16 protein-coding genes and 1 tRNA gene are annotated in these 18,577 nt (G+C 69.0%); 8 read left to right on the forward strand and 9 right to left on the reverse strand.

Annotation, left to right across the window (positions count from 1 at the left end):
* Positions 1 to 119 precede the first annotated feature (119 nt).
* Complete coding sequence (gene purD, locus ACQCSZ_RS00735; protein ID WP_427008456.1) at positions 120 to 1,430, forward strand: phosphoribosylamine--glycine ligase; 1,311 nt, start codon at positions 120 to 122, stop codon at positions 1,428 to 1,430.
* 2 nt (positions 1,431 to 1,432) lie between these two features.
* Entirely contained in the window at positions 1,433 to 2,383 is a 951-nt protein-coding gene (locus tag ACQCSZ_RS00740; RefSeq protein ID WP_427006250.1) for a phosphoribosylaminoimidazolesuccinocarboxamide synthase, read from the forward strand.
* Between the two features lie 36 nt (positions 2,384 to 2,419).
* On the opposite strand, the gene ACQCSZ_RS00745 is transcribed toward ACQCSZ_RS00740, so the two are convergent.
* Positions 2,420 to 3,691: a helix-turn-helix domain-containing protein gene (locus ACQCSZ_RS00745; protein ID WP_427006251.1), complete on the reverse strand. Its 1,272-nt coding sequence runs from the start codon at positions 3,689 to 3,691 to the stop codon at positions 2,420 to 2,422.
* A gap of 129 nt (positions 3,692 to 3,820) precedes the next feature.
* On the opposite strand from ACQCSZ_RS00745, the gene ACQCSZ_RS00750 reads away from it, so the two are divergent.
* A complete protein-coding gene (locus ACQCSZ_RS00750) occupies positions 3,821 to 3,961 on the forward strand; it encodes a hypothetical protein (RefSeq protein ID WP_427006252.1) in 141 nt (46 codons plus the stop codon).
* Between the two features lie 151 nt (positions 3,962 to 4,112).
* On the opposite strand, the gene ACQCSZ_RS00755 is transcribed toward ACQCSZ_RS00750, so the two are convergent.
* The 5 genes from ACQCSZ_RS00755 to ACQCSZ_RS00775 all read right to left on the reverse strand — a co-directional run bounded on the left by ACQCSZ_RS00755 (position 4,113) and on the right by ACQCSZ_RS00775 (position 11,625).
* Positions 4,113 to 4,189 (reverse strand) — tRNA-Pro (locus ACQCSZ_RS00755).
* Positions 4,190 to 4,294: 105 nt separating this feature from the next.
* A complete protein-coding gene (locus ACQCSZ_RS00760) occupies positions 4,295 to 6,205 on the reverse strand; it encodes an ABC transporter ATP-binding protein (protein ID WP_427006253.1) in 1,911 nt (636 codons plus the stop codon).
* Entirely contained in the window at positions 6,202 to 8,061 is a 1,860-nt protein-coding gene (locus ACQCSZ_RS00765; RefSeq protein ID WP_427006254.1) for an ABC transporter ATP-binding protein, read from the reverse strand. The genes ACQCSZ_RS00760 and ACQCSZ_RS00765 overlap by 4 nt, the downstream gene beginning before the upstream one ends.
* A 288-nt stretch (positions 8,062 to 8,349) precedes the next feature.
* Complete coding sequence (locus ACQCSZ_RS00770; RefSeq protein ID WP_427006255.1) at positions 8,350 to 9,297, reverse strand: metallophosphoesterase; 948 nt, start codon at positions 9,295 to 9,297, stop codon at positions 8,350 to 8,352.
* A gap of 3 nt (positions 9,298 to 9,300) precedes the next feature.
* Complete coding sequence (locus ACQCSZ_RS00775; RefSeq protein WP_427006256.1) at positions 9,301 to 11,625, reverse strand: transglycosylase domain-containing protein; 2,325 nt, start codon at positions 11,623 to 11,625, stop codon at positions 9,301 to 9,303.
* A gap of 38 nt (positions 11,626 to 11,663) precedes the next feature.
* Between ACQCSZ_RS00775 and ACQCSZ_RS00780 the strand changes: the two genes are divergently transcribed.
* From ACQCSZ_RS00780 to ACQCSZ_RS00790, 3 genes are read left to right on the forward strand one after another with little or no spacing between them, the layout of a single operon-like run.
* Positions 11,664 to 11,819 (forward strand): DUF4177 domain-containing protein, encoded by a 156-nt coding sequence (locus tag ACQCSZ_RS00780; RefSeq protein ID WP_003797879.1) that lies wholly within the window; start codon positions 11,664 to 11,666, stop codon positions 11,817 to 11,819.
* A gap of 2 nt (positions 11,820 to 11,821) precedes the next feature.
* On the forward strand, positions 11,822 to 12,427 hold the full coding sequence (locus ACQCSZ_RS00785) for a RidA family protein (protein ID WP_427006257.1): 606 nt from the start codon (positions 11,822 to 11,824) through the stop codon (positions 12,425 to 12,427).
* A gap of 17 nt (positions 12,428 to 12,444) precedes the next feature.
* A complete protein-coding gene (locus ACQCSZ_RS00790; protein ID WP_427006258.1) occupies positions 12,445 to 13,356 on the forward strand; it encodes an NUDIX hydrolase in 912 nt (303 codons plus the stop codon).
* A 350-nt stretch (positions 13,357 to 13,706) separates the two neighbouring features.
* Here the strand turns inward: ACQCSZ_RS00790 and ACQCSZ_RS00795 are convergent, their stop codons facing one another.
* A complete protein-coding gene (locus ACQCSZ_RS00795) occupies positions 13,707 to 14,384 on the reverse strand; it encodes a Crp/Fnr family transcriptional regulator (RefSeq protein WP_011693220.1) in 678 nt (225 codons plus the stop codon).
* A 223-nt stretch (positions 14,385 to 14,607) separates the two neighbouring features.
* On the opposite strand from ACQCSZ_RS00795, the gene ACQCSZ_RS00800 reads away from it, so the two are divergent.
* Positions 14,608 to 15,792: a MarP family serine protease gene (locus ACQCSZ_RS00800; RefSeq protein ID WP_427006259.1), complete on the forward strand. Its 1,185-nt coding sequence runs from the start codon at positions 14,608 to 14,610 to the stop codon at positions 15,790 to 15,792.
* On the opposite strand, the gene ACQCSZ_RS00805 is transcribed toward ACQCSZ_RS00800, so the two are convergent.
* The gene (locus ACQCSZ_RS00805) at positions 15,782 to 16,963 is read right to left on the reverse strand and encodes a DUF2332 domain-containing protein (protein WP_427006260.1); all 1,182 of its coding nucleotides are present in this window, start codon (positions 16,961 to 16,963) and stop codon (positions 15,782 to 15,784) included. The genes ACQCSZ_RS00800 and ACQCSZ_RS00805 overlap by 11 nt on opposite strands.
* Positions 16,872 to 17,363, reverse strand: coding sequence for a type II 3-dehydroquinate dehydratase (gene aroQ / locus ACQCSZ_RS00810; protein WP_427006261.1), 492 nt, complete (start codon positions 17,361 to 17,363; stop codon positions 16,872 to 16,874). Before aroQ ends, ACQCSZ_RS00805 begins: the two co-directional genes overlap by 92 nt.
* 213 nt (positions 17,364 to 17,576) lie before the next feature.
* Here aroQ and ACQCSZ_RS00815 point away from each other — a divergent pair, with 213 nt between their 5' ends.
* On the forward strand, positions 17,577 to 18,557 hold the full coding sequence (locus tag ACQCSZ_RS00815; RefSeq protein WP_427006262.1) for an SMP-30/gluconolactonase/LRE family protein: 981 nt from the start codon (positions 17,577 to 17,579) through the stop codon (positions 18,555 to 18,557).
* Positions 18,558 to 18,577: the final 20 nt, after the last annotated feature.

Genomic DNA, 18,577 nt, shown 5'->3' on the forward strand with positions numbered 1-18,577 from the left:
GCCCAGGGATGGACATAGTGGGATTATGCCCAGTGGCCGCGGGCAGGGCCGGGCATGTCCACTGGCGGGGCTGACACAGCTTAGGAGCCTGCGGGGTGCACAAAGTACCCTTGGAGACTGTGAAGGTACTTGTCATCGGCCCCGGCGGCCGCGAACACGCCATTGTCCGATCCTTGCTCGCAGACCCGAACGTTTCCGAGGTCCATGCGGCCCCGGGCAACGCCGGCATCAGCAAGCTGGTCCCCACCCACGCCATCGACGCCAACGACCCCGGCGCCGTCGCCGCGCTGGCCACCAGGCTCTCGGTCGATCTGGTGGTGGTCGGTCCCGAGGCGCCGCTCGCCGCGGGCGTGTCCGACGCCGTCCGCGACGCCGGCATCGCGGTGTTCGGGCCCAGCAAGGCCGCGGCCCAGCTCGAAGCTTCCAAGGCCTTCGCCAAGGAGGTCATGGCCGAGGCCGGCGTGCCCACCGCGATGGCCCGGGTGGCCAGCAACGCCGCGGAAGCAGCCGACGCCCTCGACACCTTCGGCGCCCCCTACGTGGTGAAGGACGACGGCCTCGCGGCCGGCAAGGGCGTCGTGGTCACCAACAACCGCGACGAGGCCCTGGCCCACGCCCAGACGTGCTTCGACGCCGGCGGCACCGTGGTGATCGAGGAATTCCTGGACGGCCCCGAGGTCTCCGTGTTCGTCCTCTGCGACGGCCGCAACACCGTGGCGCTGTCCCCGGCCCAGGACTTCAAGCGCATCTTCGACAACGACGAAGGACCCAACACCGGCGGCATGGGCGCCTACACCCCGCTGGAATGGGCCCCCGAAGGCCTCGTCCAGGAAGTCATCGACAGGGTCGCGCAGCCCACGGTCAACCAGATGGCCCACCGCGGCACGCCGTTCGTCGGCGTGCTGTTCGTCGGCCTGGCCCTGACATCCCGCGGCACCCGCGTCATCGAATTCAACGTCCGCTTCGGCGACCCGGAAACCCAGGCCGTCCTCGCCCGGCTCAAGACCCCCCTCGGCGGCCTGCTGATGGCAGCGGCCAGGGGCGGACTGGACAAGGTCCAGCCGTTGCGCTGGGCCAGGGAGACCGCGGTCGCCGTCGTCGTTGCCGCCGAAAACTATCCCGGCACCCCGCGGACCGGGGACCGCATCCGCGGCCTGAAGAAGACGGAGGCGCTGGAAGGCGTCCACGTGATCCACGCGGGGACGACGTTCGACGCCGAGGGCAAGGTGGTGTCCGCCGGCGGGCGCGTGCTCGCCGTGGTGGCGCTGGGCACCGACCTCGTCGAGGCCCGGGAACGGGCGTACGACGGCGTCGAGCTGGTCCAGCTCGACGGCGGCCAGTTCCGCACCGACATCGGCGGCAAGGCCGCCCGCGGCGAAATCCATGTCACGACGCCGGGCGCCCCTGCCGCCTCGAAAGCGAAGGCCTGACCATGACCGGATCACATGAGGCCGCCGGCCCCCGCGGCGGCCTGGACACCGAAACGCTGGACCTCCCGGGCTGGCAGCACATCTACTCCGGCAAGGTCCGGGACCTCTATGTCCCCGTCGACGCGTCCATCACCGGGCGCTTCGGGCGGGAGTGCGTCCTGGTCGTGGCCAGCGACCGGATCAGCGCCTTCGACCATGTGCTGGCCAGTGAGATCCCAGACAAGGGGCGGATCCTGACCCAGCTGAGCCTTTGGTGGTTCGAGCAGCTCGGGGTCGAGCACCACGTGCTGGCGTCCACCGTCGACGGCGGTGTTCCCGCCGCCGTGGAAGGCCGCGCGATGATCTGCAAGAAGCTGGACATGTTCCCGGTGGAATGCATCGCCCGCGGCTACCTCACCGGCTCCGGGCTGGCCGAATACCGGCAGTCCCGGACCGTGTGCAGCATCCCGCTTCCGGAGGGGCTCGTGGACGGCTCGCGCCTGGCCGAGGCGATCTTCACGCCGTCGGCCAAGGCCGAGGTGGGCGAGCACGACGAGAACATCACCTACGACGCCGTCGTGGACCTGGTGGGCACGGACGTGGCCGCCAGGCTGCGTGAGCTCACCCTGGAGATCTACACCAAGGCCGAGGAAATCGCCCGCGGACGCGGCATCATCCTGGCCGACACCAAGGTGGAGTTCGGTGTCGACGCCGCCACCGGCGTCATCACGCTGGGCGACGAGGTCCTCACGCCGGACTCCTCCCGGTTCTGGGACGCCACGACGTACCGGCCCGGCCAGGCCCAGCCGTCCTACGACAAGCAGTATGTCCGGGACTGGCTGACCTCGGCCGAGTCCGGCTGGGACAAGTCCTCCGACGTGCCGCCGCCGGCGCTTCCGGCAGGCGTCGTGGACCGCACCCGCGGCCGCTACGTGGAGGCCTACGAAAAGCTCACCGGCCGGACGTTCGCCTAGTTCCCCGCCGCGGCTGGGTCCGCCGCGCCGGCGGCCTCAGCCGGCGGTCCCGGCGCCGGAGGCCTCGGCCCGGCGCTGGGCCAGCCGGATCTCCAGCACGGCGTCCATGGCCTGCTGGACCCGGTCCGAGGCTCCCGCCGCGCTGAATTCCTTCTGGGCCTCCTCGAGGTACACGAGAGCCTCGCTGGCTTCCCCGGCGGCCTTGAGCGCCTTCCCGAGCAGCAGGGAGACCTCGCCGGCGGTATGCCGGGCCAGCGAGTCCTTTTCGGCGTGGATTTCCCGCAGTTTCTCCACGGCCGCGACGATGTCCCCGGTGAGGTAGAGCCACCGGGCCCGGATGAACGCCACCTCGAGCTCGTCGGTCCTGTTGCCGCCCACGATCGAGAGGGCCAGTTCGGCGCGTTCGATCGAGGACAGCGTCTCGGGTTCCACGATCCCCGAGGACAGCCGGACGGCGGCGGAGGCCTTGTTGAACCGTGCCCAGAGGTCGATGTCATTGGCGGGGGACAGCAGCCTGGCGGCACGCTCGTGGTGCTTGATCCCCTCGGGGTAGTCGTGGCGCATGAACGCGACGTTGCCGATGACCCAGGCGACTTCGCCGGCGAGCTGGGACATGGAGTGGTCATCCATCTGCCCGTTCATGGCCTGGCAGTACTCCCAGGCCTCGTCCAGCCGGCCGCTTTCGGCCAGCGCGCCGATCAGCGCCCGCAGCGCCCCGATGATCATGGTGGTGCCCTTGGGCAGCTTGGCGCAGAGCTTCACCGCTTCTTCGGCATGTTCGACGGCGGCGGTCAGCTGGCCCTGGCCCTGCGACGCGGCCGCGAGCATCTGGCGTGCCCGCACGCCCAGGCCGGCGGATTCGGCGGCCATGGGGTGTTCGAGGAGGTGCTGGACGATGTCCTTGCACTCCTGCCAGTTGCCCTGCTTGATCAGGCATTCGGCCTGCATGTAGCTCATGTTCCACCAGGCGCTGGTGTTCTTCGCCTCCAGGGCGATCCGCGCGGCGGCGGCGGCGTGGCTGGCCGCGAGCGGGTAGTCCCGCAGGTCCCAGGCCTGGCGTGCGTAGAGTCCGGCGAGCACGTATTCGGCGTCGCTGACGGAGACCGGCTGGCTCCAGGCCTCCAGCGCTTTGGGCGCCAGTTCCAGGCGCCGGGCAAGCTCTTCGATGACGTCCGCGGTGGGTTCGCGGCGTCCGGTTTCGAGCAGCGAGATGTAGCTGGGCGAGTACAGGTCCCGGCCCAGTTCCGCCTGCGTCAGGCCCCGTTCGAGCCGTTCCGCGCGGAGCTTCTCCCCAAATCCGTTCCCCACGGATACCTCCTGATTCCGGACATTCCATGTACAAAATGCTTGACAGCCTCTGTGGAACCCATTTTACAATGTATGTCAACAAGGGTAGTACTGACTTGGTAAGGACCCCGACTCGTATTGAGGAACTTCATGTTGAAGAAGATCGCAGCTGGAGCCGCCCTGGCGGCCGCACTGGCTTTCTCCGTCGCGGCCCCGGCCGTCCTGTCCGCCCAGTCCAACTTTGACGCCCCGAGCATCACCGCGGTCGGGAACTGGCCCGATCCGATGTAGCCTCCAGAAGCCTCCGTTTCACCGCTCCGGGACGTGCGCGAACCATGTCCCGGAGCTTTCTTGTGCGCGGCGCCGGGTGCCGGTCGGGGTGCCGGGCGGCCCGCCGGAACACAAAAAAGAGGGCCTTCCGAATGGAAGACCCTCTTTACTTTGGTCGGGATGACAGGATTTGAACCTGCGACCTCGTCGTCCCGAACGACGCGCGCTACCAAGCTGCGCCACATCCCGATCCGCTGCAAAAGCAACTTCACAAGGATAGCTGATGAAGGCCCCGGATGCGAAATCGGATGCCGGCCCGTCCCCACGCACGCCTGCCGGCCGCACCGCACCGGCTCAGACCAGCGAGTCTTTCCACGCTCCGTGCAGCCGCGCGAAGCGTCCGCCGCCGCCGATCAGCTGCTCCGGGGTGCCGTCCTCGACGATGCGTCCGTCGTGGACCACCAGGACCCGGTCCGCCGTCTCCACCGTGGAGAGCCGGTGGGCAATGATCAGCGCCGTGCGGCCGGCACCGGAGCCGTTCCCGCCGGGGCCGTTGCCGTTGCCGCTGGCACCGGCACTGGAGCCGTTGCCGCTGGCACCGGACGCGGCGCCGTCCCGGACGCTGCGCAGCAGGCCGGCCAGCCCGTTCTGGACCAGCCGCTCCGAGGGGAGGTCCAGCGAGGACGTCGCCTCGTCCAGGATCAGCACGGCGGGCCGGGCCAGGAAGGCCCGCGCGAAGCTGATGAGCTGCCGCTGGCCGGCGGAGACGCGGCCGCCGCGCTTGTTGACGTCGGTGTCGTAGCCTTCCGGGAGTTCCGTGATGAACCCGTGGGCGCCCACCGCCCTGGCCGCGTCCTCGATGTCCTCCCGGGAGGCCTGGGGGCGTCCCAGCGCGATGTTGTCGGCCACGGAGCCGCTGAACAGGAAGGCCTCCTGGGTGACCATGACGACGTTCCGCCGCAGGTCCGCCGTCGTGAGCTGGCGCAGATCCACGCCGTCGAGCGTCAGGGAACCGCCGGAGACGTCGTAGAAGCGGGCGATCAGCTTGGCCAGCGTGGATTTGCCCGCGCCGGTCTGTCCCACCAGGGCCACCCTCTGCCCGGCGGGGATGTGCAGGTCCAGCGGCGGGATGATGAGCGGGCCGTCGCCGTAGCGGAACTCGACCGCATGGAAGTCGATGGTGCCCTTCGCGTCGTGCAGGGTCACCGGGTGCTGGGGCGGCCGGACGGTGGGCACCTCCTCCAGCAGGCCGGACACCTTCTCCAGGGCGGCCTGGGCGCTCTGGAAGGAGTTGTAGAACATCGCCATCTGGTCCACGGGCTGGAAGAAACGCTTGGTGGACAGGATCAGCGCCAGCAGCACGCCCACGGCCAGTTCGCCGCCGAGCACGCGGAAGCCGCCGGCCAGCAGGACGACGGCGACGCAGACGTTGCCGATCAGCACCAGGCCGGGCTGGAAGATGCCGTGCAGGTTGATCGAGCGCACAACCGCCGCACGGTAGTCCTCGGAGAGTTCCGCGTAGCGGGCGGCATTCCCGCGTTCCCTGCGGAAGGCTTTGACCGCGCGGATGCCCGTCATGGTCTCCACGAAGTGCACTATCAGCCGGGCGGAGACGACGCGGGATTCCCGGAAGGCGGTCTGCGAGTGTCCCTGGTACCAGCGGGCCAGGAAGTACATCGGGACGCCGGCGGCCAGCACCAGCAGCCCGCTGCGCCAGTCGAGCGCGAGTACCGTGGCGGCCGTGAACACCATGAACAGCATCCCGGAGGCCAGCGAGCTCACCCCTGAGTCCAGGAGTTCGCGCAGGGCCTCCAGGTCCGAGGTCTGCCGGGCGATGATGCGTCCCGAGGTGTATTTCTCGTGGAATTCCAGGCTCAGCCGCTGGGTCTGCCGGAAGACCCGGACGCGGAGGTCCAGCAGCATCGCCTGGCTGAGCTTCGCCGTCGATGTCACGTACAGGGCGGTCAGGGCCGCGGTGGTGAGGGCCGCCGCGACGTAGGCGACGCCGGCCAGCACCAGCGGGAGGCTGTCGCCGGCGCGCAGCGCCGGCAGTGCCCGGTCGATCCCGAACGCGATCAGCGCCGGTCCTGCCACGCGCGCGGCCTGGGAGAGCACGACGGCGGCGATGGTCAGCCAGAACCGCCGCCGGACGGGGCGGATCAGGGAGCCCAGCAGGGCCAGGGAGCGGCGCCGGACGGTTTTGCTCTCGCTCCTGCTCAGGTGCGCGTTGTCCTCGTTGGCGGTGCCGAAGGTCGTGCTGCTCACTGGGAAATCTCCTCGGCCTCGAGGGCTGACAGTTCCGAATCCAGGTCCCGCGGTCCCCGGTCCAGGCTCGCAATGATGTGGCGGTAGTGGCTGTTCTCCGCGAGAAGCCCGGCGTGGGTGCCGACGGCGGCGATCCGGCCGTCCTCCAGCAGCGCCACGCGGTCCGCCAGCGCCACCGTGGACGGCCGGTGGGCCACGATGAGGGTGGTGGTCCCTGCGAGGACCTCGCGGAGCCGGGCCTCGACACGTTCCTCGGTGTGGACGTCCAGCGCCGAGAGCGGGTCATCGAGGACCAGCACCCTGGGCTGGGCGGCGATGGCGCGGGCAAGCGCAATGCGCTGCCGCTGCCCGCCGGAGAGGCTCAGGCCCTCCTCGCCGATCAGGGTGTCCACGCCGGCCGGCAGGGAATACGCGAAGTGCGCCTGGGCGACGTCGAGGGCCTCCGCCAGCACCTCCTCCAGGGCCTCCGCGCTGCGTCCTCCTGAACCGTTGTTTGCGGCGCCGTCGCCCGGGGCGCCGCTGCCCGGGGCGCCGAGGAGGACGTTGTCCCGCACAGAACTGGAGAACAGCGTGGTGTCCTCGAAGGCCACGGCGACCACGCTGCGGAGTTCCTCGACGCTGAAATCCCGCAGGTCCACGCCGTCGATGGTGATGGATCCCTGCGTCACGTCATAGAGGCGCGGGACCAGCTGGAGCAGGGTGCTCTTGCCGCTTCCCGTGATGCCGACCAGGGCCATGGTTTCGCCGGGCCGGATGTCCAGGGTGATGTCCTTCAGGACCGGCTTGTCCGGGGCGTCCTCGAAGGCGAAGCCGGCGTGGTTGAAGCTCAGGGCGCCCTTGAGCACGGCGGGCCGGCGCGGGCTCTCCGGACTGGCGATGGTGTTGACCGAGTCCATCACCTCGAAATGCCGGTCCAGCGCGGCCTTGGCGGTGAAGGCCATGGCCAGCAGCATGCCGGAGAATTCCACCGGGGCGGCGATCACTGCGGCGGTGGCGAAGAACGCCACGAGGGCGCCGATGCTCAGCTCACCGCGGGCGGCCAGCACGACGCCGACGACGAGCCCGGCGCCGAGGGCCAGCTCGGGCAGCAGCGTCACGACCAGGCTGAAGACGGCCAGGTGCCTGGCCTTGGCGATCTCGGTCCGCCGGAGTTCCTCGGCCTGCTCGTTGAAGTTCTCCAGCGCCTCCCGGCCGCGGCCGAAGGCCTTGAGCACGCGGATGCCGTGGACCGACTCCTCGACGGTGGTGGCGAGGTCCCCGGCCAGGTCCTGGCTGCGGCGCGTCGCCTTGCTGAAGCGGGCCCGGAAGCGGAAGCCGTAGGCCATGATCGGGGCGGCCGCGGTCAGGAAGATCAGGGCCAGCTGCCAGCTCATCGAGAACATCACGGCGACGCCGATCACGACGGTGAGGGTGGTGACCACGAGCATGATCGCGCCGAACGCCATCCAGCGGCGGAGGAAGTTCAGGTCCGTCATGGCCCGGGAGAGCAGTTGCCCGGAGCCCCAGCGGTCGTGGAAGGAGACCGTCAGGTCCTGGAGGTGGCCATACAGCGACACCCGCATCCGGGTCTCCACGGTCGTGGCGGGGTTGATGACGAACTGCCGGCGCAGCGCCACGAGGCCGGCCTCGGCGATTCCCAGGCCCAGGACCACGAGCGACGCGATCCACACCGCCCGGCTGCTTCCGCCGGGCTTCAGGGACTCGTTGATGAGCACGCGCAGCACCTGGGGGATGGCCAGCGCCACCACGCTCGCCAGCAGCGCGCAGGCCAGGCCCATGAAGAGCCGGGGGAGGATCGGCCGCACGTGCGGATAGAGTCGGCTGATTGACGTGAAAAATGGAGTCTGCTTGGCCATGCCTGCTTCTTAAAACGCACCGGGGATGTAGTTTCCTGTAGCAACTACCCTAGGTCACGGGTGACCCGGTTCACACGATATCGGACGCCCCCAGCATCCCGCCCGCCGAGGCCGTTCCGCAAGGGATTCCCGAGTCAGGGGACATGCCCAGTCCTGGCCGCAAGGAGTGGGCACGATGCCACTATGTCCAGCGGTCCCGCCCGGGGGAGGGCATGTCCCGAGGGGGCCGGGAAACACGGGAGGGCATGTCCACTGCTGTGCCCCGCGGCGGGGCATGCTCAGTCGCGCTCAGTCGCGGGAGGTGAGCGTGAGCAGCACGGCCTCGGGCCGGCACGCGATGCGGACCGGGGCGAAGCGGGAGGTGCCGATCCCGCCGGAGACGTTCACCGGCGTCGTGCTTCCGTTGCTTTCCCAGGTGTTCAGGCCCTTGGCGCGCCAGGTGGGGAGGTCGCAGTTGGCGACGAGGGCGCCGTAGCCCGGGAGGCAGATCTGGCCGCCGTGGGTGTGGCCGGCGAGCAGCAGGTCGGCCCCCGCCTCGGTGAAATGGTCCAGCACGCGCTGGTAGGGGGCATGGGCGACGGCGACGCGCAGGTGCGGCGTGGTGTCCTGGCCCTTCGTGCCGCGGGGCCAGCCGGCGTACCGCTCGAGCCCCAGATGCGGATCGTCGACGCCGGAGAAGTCAAAGCGCAGGCCGTTGATCACGAGGGACTGGCAACGGTTGGTCAGGTCCACCCAGCCGGAGATGCCGAAGCCCGAACGCAGCCGCGGCCAGTCCAGCGTCTCCGGGTCTTTCTGCCGCGAGGAGGGCCCGAGGAAATAGGAGGCGGGGTTCTTGATCCGGGGTCCGTAGTAGTCGTTGGAGCCCGGAACAAAGACGCCCGGGAACTCCAGCAGGGGACGCAGTGCCTGCAGCAGTGGCTCGACCGCCTTGGCATGGCTGAGGTTGTCGCCGGTGTTCACCACCAGGTCCGGTTCCAGCTCCGCCAGCGAGGCGAGCCACCGGGCCTTCCGGCGCTGGCCCGGCACAAAGTGGATGTCGGACAGGTGCAGCACCCGGAGCGGGCCGAAGCCGGCCGGCAGGATGGGCACGGTTTCCTCGCGCAGGACGAACTGGTTCTTCTCCCAGAGGCCGTAGCCGGCCAGCGCGGTTCCGGTCGCGGCGCCAACCGCTGCGGTGACGGCAACGCCGCGCCCGATGCTCCGGGCGCGGCGTGCCAGCGCGTTTGTGGCGGTCATCGGCTACGGCGCGGCAGGAGCAGAGGGAGCCGGCGGGGCTGCGACGCCGGGGGCCGCCGCGGGGACCGAAGCCTGTGTGCTCGGCGCGGGCGCGGGCGCGGGTGCCGGGGCAGGCGCTGGTGCCGGAGCCTGCGCCGGAGCCGACGGGACCGTCTGGCGCGGCGCCGCGGGAACGCCCAGCATGCTCGACGGCGGGGCCTGGAACGGGTTGGTGCCATAGCCGGGCGCCACCTGGGCCATGTAGTTGGAGAACTGCGGGCCCGCGATCATGTAGCCGTCGATGCCCTTGTAGAACTTGCCGTTGATGGTCACGTTCTGGCCGGAACGCAGCTGGTTGCCCAGCGGGTCGCCGAACCAGGTGGCGGTCGCCAGGCCTGTGGTGTAGCCCGCCACCCAGGTGGAACTGTTGTTGTCGTTGGTTCCGGTCTTGCCTGCGATCGGGAAGCTGGTCCTGGTGGAGATCCGGGGCTGGATGAGCGAGCCGGAGCCGCGGTTGAGCACTTCCTGCATGGCGTAGGCGACGCCGCGGGCCACCTCGGGTTTGACGGCATCCCGGCAGCTGGTGGCTTGGGCCGGCAACTGGGCGCCGCTCTGGTCCGTCACCGATTCGATGGCGATCGGCTCGCAGTACTTGCCGTCGTTCGCGAAGGTGGCAAAGGCGCTGGCCAGGGTCAGGGGCGCCGTCTGGGTGGAACCGATCAGGTTACCGAGGGTGGTCATGGGCACCTTGGGGTTGGGGTCGCCGGTCGTCGGCAGGCCGCCGTGGATACCCACGGCGTCGACGATCTTCTGGATGCCGCACAGGTCCACCTGCGCGGCCGAGGCAAACGTGATGGTGTTGATGGAGTTTGCCAGGCCGTCAAGGACGGACATGTACTTGTAGTGGTCCTCGTCTGCGTTCTGCAGGTCATGGCTCTGGTTCGTGGCGTCATACCAGCCCACCGTCGGCGCCGGGCAGGTGTTCTTCCAGGGGAAGTTCTGCGGGTAGCGCCGCACGGCGCCGTTGAGCTGGGTGCTCATCGACTTGCCCTCGTTGAGCCACTCCGCAAATGTGAAGGGCTTCATGGTGGAGCCGGGCTGGAAACCGCCCAGCCCGTTCAGGTCCTGGCCCTTCGCGTCCTGGCTGTCCACGTTGAAGTTCTGGGTCTGGTCGAATTTGCCGTCGGTGGGGAACCAGACGGTGTTTTGCGCCATGGAGATGATCTTGCCGCTGCCCGGCTGCACGGACACCAGCGAGGCGCCCCACTTGTCGGGGTTCGCTCCGGCCGAAGCGTCAACCTGGGTCTGGGCGACGGCCTGGGCCTTCGGGTCCAGCGTGGTCTTGATGGTCAGGCCGCCGCGGAACACCTTCCGCTCGCGCTCGTTGGCGTCGGCGCCGTAGGCCGGGTTGTTCAGGAGCAGGTGCAGGACGTAGTCGCAGAAGTAGGGCGCCGTCGTCGAGTACGCGCAGCCCTGGCGGGGCTGGGTGACCTTGGTTGTCACCGGTGCGGCCACGGCGGCGTCGTAGTCGGCCTGCTTGATCTTCCCCTGGCTGAGCATGGAATGCAGGACCAGGTCGCGGCGGAACTTCGCGTTGTCCGGGTGGGTGATCGGGTCATAGAAGGACGGGCTGTTCACGACGCCGGCCAGCAGCGCGGCCTGCGGCAGGGTGAGGTCTTTCGCGGTGGTGCTGAAGAAGAACTTGGAGGCGGCTTCAATGCCGTAGGCGTCCCGGTTGAAGAAGACGATGTTCAGGTAGCCCTCAAGGATCTGCTCCTTGGTGAACTTCTTCTCCAGGGCGATGGCCAGCTTCATCTCGCGGAGCTTGTCGCCCACACCCTTGTTGACGCCGTTGAGGAGGACCTCGCCGCTCCTGCCCTCGGCCTCGAGGGAGGAGTTGATGACGTTGTTGACGTACTGCTGCGTGATGGTCGACGCGCCCTGCTTGTTGCCCCGGGCGGTGCTGACGAGGGCGCGCAGGATGCCGGTGGTGTCCACGCCGCCGTGTTCATAGAAGCGGCTGTCCTCGATCGCGATGACCGCATCCTTGATGTACGGGGACATCTGGTCCAGCGACACGCGGGTCCGGTTTTCCGCATAGAGGTTGGCGATCACGCTGCCGTCCGCCGCGAGGATCGTCGTCGACTGGCTGGGCGGGTCCACCTTGAGCTCGGCCGGGAGGGTGTCAAAAAACTGGATCGAGCCGCTCGCCGCGCTGCCGGAAACAGCGGCCGCAGGGACCAGGAGCCCCGCCACCAGGACGCCACAAATGGCGCTCACGCCGAGGAAAACCAGGAGCTTTCCGAGGGTGGTGGCCGTGTCGAATAAAGGGTTCTTGCCAGTCGCCATGTTTTCCACTTTACCGGCAACGAACTAGGATCTAGCTCATGACCAAATGGGAGTACGCCACGATACCGCTCATCATCCATGCTACAAAGCAGATCCTGGACCAGTGGGGCGACGACGGCTGGGAGCTTGTCCAGGTTGTTCCGGGCCCCGACGGAAACGGCCTGGTTGCCTACCTGAAGAGGGAGAAGCAGTAGCCATGAGCACCCCAGCAGCAGCCACACCGGCAGGCGCCGTCGAAGGCGGCAGCACGACCGGAACCACCGCAGGTACTAACGCCGGGACCAGCGCCGGGAACACCGCGCACGCGGGCGCGTCGTCCGCCGTCGAACAGCGCCTGGCCGAGCTTGGACTGACCCTGCCGGACGTGGCGGCCCCCGTGGCCGCGTACTTCCCCGCGGTGATTTCGGGCAACCACGTCTACACCTCCGGGCAGCTGCCGTTCATCAACGGCAAGCTCGAAGCCACGGGCAAGGTGTCCTCGGGCACGGAGGGCGCCTCGGACGAGCCCACGGTCTCCCCGGAAGCCGCGAAGCATTACGCCGCCGTCTGCGCCGTCAACGCCCTGGCCGCGGTCAAGAGCGTCATCGGCGATCTGGACCGCATCACCAGGATCGTCAAGGTGGTCGGCTTCGTCTCCTCGGATCCGTCCTTCACCGGCCAGCCCGGCGTCATCAACGGCGCCTCCGAGCTGCTCGGCAAGGTCCTGGGCGACGCCGGCCAGCACGCCCGGTCCGCCGTCGGCGTGGCTGTCCTGCCGCTCGACTCTCCCGTTGAGGTCGAACTCATCGCCGAATTCGCCTAGAGGACCGGTCACTTCCCTTGCCTCAGTTAGCCCGACGCCTGTTCGTCCTTCCCGCCGATCTGGAGGGGGCAGCACGCAGCTGGCTCGAACACGGCGAACGGACGCCCCGCGCGGCCAGGTTCGCCTCGTCTGTCGTCCTCCTGCGGGATTCGCCCACGGGCCTGGAGACCTGGCTGGGCTACCGGCCCGGGTCCTCGCCGCTGGGCGTGCTCGCCTTCCCCGGCGGCTCGCTGGAGGCGTCCGACGACGACGCCGTCGGCTGGCTGGGCCCCTCACCCCAGCATTGGGCCGAGCAGATGGGGACGTCCGACGTCGGGCTGGCGCGCCGCCACGTGGTGGGCGCCATCCGTGAGCTGTTCGAGGAGACCGGCATCCTGCTCGCCGGCCCGGACCTGTCCACGACGGTGGAGGGGACCTCCACCCCCGAGTGGATGCGGGCCCGCGAGGCCGTCGCGAACCAGGAGAAGTCCTTCACCGAGGCGCTCACCAAGCGCGGGCTCTCGGTGCGGACGGACCTGCTCAAGCCGCTGGTCAACTGGCTCAGCCCGGACTTTCCGCACCGCCGCTTCAACACGCGCTACTTCGCGGCCACCCTGCCCGTCAACCAGCAGCCCTCCCTGCTGGCCAGCAAGGGGATCTGGGGCCGCTGGGTCTGCGTCCGCAAGGTCATCGCCGGGCGCGACACCCCGGCCCTCGGCGACGAGGTGGGCCAGGAGAACACCGTCGGGCGGCCCCTGGGCGAACTCCTTGTGCCCGGCTCGGAGATCATGCTCGAGAAGATGGCCGCCGCCAACGGCTGCATCGCGTACCTGAGCTACAAGCGCAAGGCCCACGTCTACCAGCCCAAGCTCGTCGAGGAAGAAGGCAGGCTCATGCTCGAGGTCGAGGCGGCGAAGACCGTAGCCGGCGAGCCCCAGCGCGAACGCTGACGCACTCCACGCATCCCGTGCCGCCACTGGACATGCCCTCCGCTGGGCTGGGCCGTTGGGCATAGTGGCATTATGTCCAGTCCTTGCCGCCAGAGATGGGCATGTCCCGCGGGCACGTGAGCCAGGAATGGGCGGTCCAGTGGGCCGTGGAGCTAAGGATGGACATGTCCTCCGGGCACGGGAGTCGGGAGTGGGCATGTCCTCCGCTGGGCTGGGCCGTTGGGCATGGTGGCATTATGCCCAATCCTCGCCGCCGGGACTGGGCATGTCCCGGCGGTGGATTCATATGCTTAAACACCGAAGGCCGGCTCCGTTTCCGCGGAGCCGGCCTTCCAGGTATGGTGCCAGCCCTACCGGGAGCGCTGGCGGAGACGCTGCATGTCGAGGATGACGACGGCGCGGGCCTCCAGGCGCAGCCAGCCGCGCTGGACGAACTCGGCAAGGGCCTTGTTGACGGTTTCGCGGGAAGCGCCGACCAGCTGGGCCAACTCTTCCTGCGTGAGCTCATGCGCGACCAGGACGCCGTCGGTCGCGGGGCGGCCGAAGCGGTCGGCCAGATCCAGCAGTGCCTTGGCCACGCGGCCGGGGACGTCTGAGAAGACGAGGTCGGAGAGGGAATCGTTGGTGCGGCGCAGGCGGCGTGCCAGTGCCTGCAGCAGCTGGGCGGACACCTCGGGGCGCGTGCGGAGCAGGGCATTGAGGCTCTCGTTCTTCAGCCCGGCCAGGCGGGTTTCCGAGACGGCCGTTGCGGTGGCCGTACGGGGGCTCGGATCGAACAGTGCCATTTCGCCGAAGAGCTCGCCCGGGCCGAGGATGGCCAGCAGCGATTCCCGGCCGTCCGGCGATGTGCGGCCGAGCTTGACCTTGCCGGAGACGATGAAGTAGAGCTGGTCGCCCTGGTCCCCTTCCCGGAATACCGAGGCTCCGCGTGAGAGGTCCACCTCGGTGAGTTCGTCCGTCAACAGACGGAACGCCTCGTCGTCGAGCGTGGCGAAAAGGGGTGCGCGGCGCAATACCTCGATATCCATGAAATCTCCTGACTAACTGTGTCGGCTGGGGCGCTTTAGTCATTGTTTCAGAATTTTGGCGCCTCTGTGACGTAGTTGGCACCGAAACGCCCTAAAGGACGCCGCAGGAGAGCCGCCGGGAGCCCCGCGGGAGCCCGTGCCGGCCCGGGGCGGGCATCGGGCGTTGGGCGAACTGTCAGCTGCCCCCAGTAGAATGGGCTCACCTGTCTGTGAGGAGCACCCGGTGTTCGGCTTGACCATTTTGGACCTGGCGTTGGTTCTGACGCTCGTGTCCTACCTGATCCATGGCTTGCGCAACGGCTTCCTGGTGACGCTCGGAGGCATCGCCGGCTTCGCGGCCGGCGCCGTGGCCGCCTTCGTTTCCGTCCCTATTGTCAGCGGCCTGGTGGAAGACAGCGGCTGGCGGCTGGCGGCGATCGTGGCCGCCGCCGTCCTCCTGATGATCATCGGCCACGGGCTTGGCACCATGGCCGGGCGGACGATCCGCAGCGCGGTCCGGATCAGCCCGCTCAGGACCGCAGACCGCGTGGTTGGCGGCGGCGTGAATGTCGTGGTGTCCGCCCTCGTCATGTCCATGCTGGCGTTCAGCATCGGAGCCCTGGGCGTCCCCTTCGTCTCCCAGCAGCTTGCCGAGTCCAAGGTGATTCGCTTTATCGACGGCATGACGCCGACCCCTCTCAAGACCTCCATGGCCCAGCTGCGGTCCACCGTGATCGGTGAGGGCATTCCGACCCTGCTGGACGGCTTCGGGCAGGGCCAGCCGGTGGCCGTCCCCGACGCCAGCACGGATACCCCTGCCTTGAATAAGGCTGCCGGCTCCGTGCTGAAGATCGCCGGAACCGCGTACCAGTGCGGACAGAACCAGACCGGAACCGGCTTTGTGGTGTCGCCCGGCCGTGTGGTGACCAATGCCCATGTGGTCGCCGGAGTACCGGAACCGGTGGTGGAAATCCCCGGCGGGGGCGCGTTGCCCGGACGCATCGTGTACTTCGATAACCAGCACGACCTCGCCGTCCTGGCCGTCGACGGGCTGCGCACCGCACCGCTGCCGCTCGGCTCCGACCTCTCCGCCGGCAGTCCGGCCGCGTTCGCCGGCTATCCGCACGGCGGGCCGTTCCAGTCCAAGCCGGCCACGGTGCAGGACATCGCCACCGTGCTGGTCCCGGACATCTACGGCAACAACGCGGCCCCGGAAGACGTGTACCGGCTCGCCGGTGACGTCCAGCCGGGCAATTCCGGAGGGCCGTTGCTGACCACCGACGGGCAGGTCGCGGGCGTGATCTTTGCGAAGGCCACCACCGAGTCCTCGCTGGGGTTCGCGATCACCATGGCTGATCTCGGTCCGGTCGCCGAGCAGGCGCCGGGTCTGAGCGACCCCGTCTCGGCCGGGCAGTGCATCAAGAAATAGCGGGCCGCAGCCACTCCAGGCTCTGACCGTGCGGTCCGGCGATGGCCACGGGCTCTCCGTTGTGCAGCAGCAGGAACCGGCCGCGGAGCCGGGCGTCGTCCATTTCCGGCACCACGCTGGAGCGGTCTTCCTGGAGCATGACAGTGTGGCCCTCGTTGGAGAGCCAATGGCAGCCCCGTTCCGCCGCGAGGCTGGCGATCGTGCTGCGGAACCGGTCACGGCCTCCGGCGTCGAGATAGGCCAGGACCGCACTGTGGAACACCACCAGGGCAGCGTCCGCCGGCGCCTGCCGGGCCAGGGACACGAGCTGTTCGTTGAGGTCCCCGGCCACCAGCAGCGGAGGTTCCTGCCGGGCAATCGCGATCGCCTGGCGGAGCCGCTCACGACGGAAGTCCTGCTCCGGCCAGATGAGCGCCTCCAGCCACGCGACGTCGTCGGCGTTACGGACGTCCAGGGGATTGAGGTCGATCCCGGCCCGCCACACGACCCGGGGCAGTTCAACCGGGACCGGAACCGGGCCGGAGACGGTGCAGCGGAGGACCGGAAAGGTACCCGGCGGCGCCGAGGCCGGAACCAGCCGGTGCACGGTGCCGGCGGAACCGCCGTCGCTCCCGCCGTCGACGAATTCGTAGCCGTAACGGTCCGGGAACAAGGCGAGCCCGGCCGAGGCCCCCACCTCGATGAGGGCCAGCGGCCGGCCCTCCGCGGCGGCGATCCGCGCGAGGGACGGCAGCAGGCTGGCGCAGCGCCCGGCCTCATTGGTCTGGGTGGCGCGGGAGAGCACGATCCCTGAGATGTCCGTCCAGTGTGCGTCCAGGAAATTCCGGAAATCAGCGTAGGGGCTGATCTGCGCGCCGAGGTACCGGGCCGCGGCGAGCATCAGCAGCGGCTGGCGTTTGTTGTACGGCCACTCCTCGATGCGGCGGATCAGTTCCGGGTCCTCCGCGATGCCCACGGACCACCCGGCGTAACACGCGGAGTTGCCGGGCGCGTCGACGGTCCCGAAGTGCCGGTACCACTCCGCGGTGGCCGATGCCTCCGGCGGGCCGGCGGGCCGGCGGGGTCCGCGGGGGACATGCTCAGTCCTCGCCGGACTGCGGCCCCTGCGGCCCCTGCAGCCCGGCAAGGTACTCCACCGCGAAGCGGTAGCCCATGATCCCGGCGCCGGCAATCACGGCCTTGCTGATGTCCGAGAGGTACGAGTGGTGCCGGAATTCCTCCCGGGCGTGGACATTGGTGATGTGGACTTCGACGGCGGGCAGCTGCACGGCGGAGATTGCGTCCCGGATTGCCACCGAGGTGTGGGTGTAGGCCCCGGCGTTGATGACGATGCCGATCGCCTTGCCGCGGGCGGAGTGGATGGCGTCCACGAGGGCGCCCTCATGGTTGGACTGGAAGCATTCGACGTCCAGCCCGTGCGCGGCGCCGGCGTCTTTGGCGAGCTGTTCGACGTCGGCCAGCGTGGAGGTGCCGTATTTCTCGGGTTCACGGGTGCCGAGCAGGTTCAGGTTGGGTCCGTTGAGGACCAGGACGGTACCGCGGCCGGAGGCGGCGGGGATGGCTTCGCTCATGCCTGCCAATGTATCGCGTTGCGTGTCCGCCCGCGCGCCCCTCCGCACGGGAATGCCGCCGGAATTCCTCGGCAAAAACCCGCCGGTTGCGGGCCCCGGGAAAGGCTGCGGCTCTGGCCCGCCACGGCCTCCCTCCCTAGACTGGAGGGACCATCGTGCGGAGCTCCCGTACTGGCCAGTTCCCGCGGACAAGCCCGATCCGGGAGCGTCATCATGCGCAACAACCACTATTCAGGAAAGCTCATCCGCCAGGCCGCTGTTGCCCTGCTCGCCTTGGCGGCGTTCCTCGCCCCGGCGCCCATGGCGGCGGCGGACAGGACAGGATCCGACGGCGGGCCGTCAGTGATCACCCTTCCCGGCGCCACCGGGGCGGAGGGCATCGCCGCGGGGGACGGCTCCACGTTCTTCGCCGGGGACCTGCTCAACGGGAACATCTACCGCGGCGACGTCCACAAAGGCACCGCCAAGCGGTTCATCGAAGCCCCGGGCGGCAGGGCAGCTGTCGGAATGAAGGCCGATCTGCGCCACGGGCTGCTCTTCGTGGCAGGCGCCGCCACCGGGCAGGCCTACGTCTACAGCCTCGAAACGAAGAAGACGGTGGCGGTCTACCAGCTGGCCGGGCGCGGCACGAGCTTCATCAACGACGTCACGCTGACAGATAAAGGCGCCTGGTTCACCAATTCGCAGGCCGGCGAGCTGTACTTCGTCCCGGTGAACCGCCACGGCGATCCGGGTAAGGTGCGGACGCTGGCCCTGAAGGAACCGGCCGGAGCCCTCGAGAAGGGGTTCAACCTCAACGGCATCGCTGCGGTCCGGGACGGAAAGACGCTGATCGTCGCCCACACCGTCCGGAGCGCCCTGTACGCCGTTGACCCGGGCACCGGATCGAACCGGCTGATCACCCTGACCGAGAGCTCCGGTGCCCCCGTCACGCTGCCCTACGTCGACGGCATCATCGTCCGCGGAGACACCCTCTGGGCGGTCCAGAACATGTTGAACCAGGTCAGCCGCATCCGGCTGGACCGGAACCTGTCCTCCGGTGAGGTGCGGGAGGTCATCACCAGCCCGCACTTCGATATCCCGACGACGGCGGCACTCTTCGGCGACACGCTCGCCGTGGTCAACGCCAAGTTCACCACGCCCGCTGCCACGACCTTCGAGGCGGTCCTCGTCGACGCCCGTTCGCGGCACTGAGATCCGGACAGACGGCGGCG

Origin of the sequence: Pseudarthrobacter sp. H2, from assembly GCF_050157045.1 — a bacterium.
In the GTDB taxonomy this organism is placed as follows: Bacteria; Actinomycetota; Actinomycetes; order Actinomycetales; family Micrococcaceae; genus Arthrobacter.

Excerpts from the sequence above, each read along its gene's own strand:
- ACQCSZ_RS00740 (WP_427006250.1), top strand. The coding sequence starts at position 1,433 with ATGACCGGATCACATGAGGCCGCCGGCCCCCGCGGCGGCCTGGACACC.
- ACQCSZ_RS00815 (WP_427006262.1), top strand. The coding sequence starts at position 17,577 with ATGCGCAACAACCACTATTCAGGAAAGCTCATCCGCCAGGCCGCTGTT.
- ACQCSZ_RS00780 (WP_003797879.1), top strand. The coding sequence starts at position 11,664 with ATGACCAAATGGGAGTACGCCACGATACCGCTCATCATCCATGCTACA.
- ACQCSZ_RS00770 (WP_427006255.1), bottom strand. The coding sequence starts at position 9,297 with ATGACCGCCACAAACGCGCTGGCACGCCGCGCCCGGAGCATCGGGCGC.
- ACQCSZ_RS00765 (WP_427006254.1), bottom strand. The coding sequence starts at position 8,061 with ATGGCCAAGCAGACTCCATTTTTCACGTCAATCAGCCGACTCTATCCG.
- ACQCSZ_RS00750 (WP_427006252.1), top strand. The coding sequence starts at position 3,821 with ATGTTGAAGAAGATCGCAGCTGGAGCCGCCCTGGCGGCCGCACTGGCT.
- ACQCSZ_RS00795 (WP_011693220.1), bottom strand. The coding sequence starts at position 14,384 with ATGGATATCGAGGTATTGCGCCGCGCACCCCTTTTCGCCACGCTCGAC.
- ACQCSZ_RS00775 (WP_427006256.1), bottom strand. The coding sequence starts at position 11,625 with ATGGCGACTGGCAAGAACCCTTTATTCGACACGGCCACCACCCTCGGA.
- ACQCSZ_RS00785 (WP_427006257.1), top strand. The coding sequence starts at position 11,822 with ATGAGCACCCCAGCAGCAGCCACACCGGCAGGCGCCGTCGAAGGCGGC.
- aroQ (WP_427006261.1), bottom strand. The coding sequence starts at position 17,363 with ATGAGCGAAGCCATCCCCGCCGCCTCCGGCCGCGGTACCGTCCTGGTC.